The sequence below is a fragment of the Phyllobacterium sp. P5_D12 genome (genome assembly GCF_054049495.1).
The window spans coordinates 1-1,119 of sequence record NZ_JBFUMG010000945.1 but is presented as its reverse complement, the minus strand read 5'-3'; the positions used below and the strand labels follow the sequence as shown (position 1 = coordinate 1,119).

Genomic DNA, 1,119 nt, shown 5'->3' with positions numbered 1-1,119 from the left:
GGCCTGCACGTCGGTAACGTCATGTTTGGCAATGTTGGTCTTAAAGACCGCTTGACCTTCTCGGCTTTCGGCTCTGCCGTAAACGAAGTGCAGCGCTTGCAGGGCCTCACCAAAAAATATTCGCGCGAGGTTATCGCCAGCCAGGCATTTGCCACCTATTGTGGTGGCGACTGGGTCACCTTGGGCGAGGAAAAATTGCGCGGTGTTGGACAGAAAGTCACGGTTCTATTGCCAAAATCTTCTGAACAAACAGCCCAGCTTGACGATGCATATGATCAGGTCACCTATGATGGCCTGTCAGATGCAGAACAGGTTATGCTGTTGCATCGCGATGCCAAGACCCAGGAACGGCGGCCCATGATAGACAAATTCATGCAATGACAGGAAAGATCGTCGCGATGGCTCTCCTTGCCGCAACTCTCAACCTATCTGATGCGGCAGCAGAGCCAGGAGGCGACACGCTTTTTGATGGTTTCGACGGCAAGGATTTTGCGGCAAGCAGCGGACTTTACTACCGCAAGAATTTCGAGCAGCGCGCGGGTACTTTCGAGTTCCAGTCCGACGTCAAGCAGACCGGTACTGGCGCCCTGAAGCTGAGCGTCAAGCCATTTTGCCCAAACGTCAAACAGAACTGCAGTGAACGGGCTGAGATATGGGAGAAAACCGACCGTCGTGTGCCCTATACCGAAGGTGTTTGGTATGGTTTTGCCGTCAAGTTTGCCGATCCAATTCCAAAAGGCGACCATCGCTATCTTATCGCGCAATGGAAGCGTGAGATCGGGCCCGACGCGGTTGGTGATTTCAGTCCTTTCCTGGCGCTGCGCCTGAACCAAGGCAAGCTGTTCGCGACCGTCGAAACCAATTATGTCGCGCCTTCCAAAGCGGAAGGGGCAAGTTCTATCCAGGCCTGCGGAAACAACGAAACGCCGGTCTGGTTCCGGCCGGACACAGACCAAATGCGGGCGCTCATAGCGACTGACGGGACCTGGACACCTCAGGACGGTAGCCAGTTCAATAGCTGCACCGACGCGATCACCGTGACCGATCATGGCAACAAACTACCTTCGCCAGATTCCGGCTGGATTGATTTCGCCATTTACACGAAGCCCGGTCCTGACG

2 protein-coding genes are annotated in these 1,119 nt (G+C 54.8%); both read left to right on the top strand.

The annotated features are described in order from the left end of the window. Nucleotides 1-381 (top strand): adenylate/guanylate cyclase domain-containing protein (locus ACXJ5O_RS27850; RefSeq protein ID WP_457302737.1); only part of this gene is annotated, 381 nt, incomplete at its 5' end. Next, on the top strand, nt 378-1,119 hold a 742-nt coding region (locus ACXJ5O_RS27845; protein WP_457302736.1), incomplete at its 3' end, for a heparin lyase I family protein. The genes ACXJ5O_RS27850 and ACXJ5O_RS27845, both read left to right, overlap by 4 nt.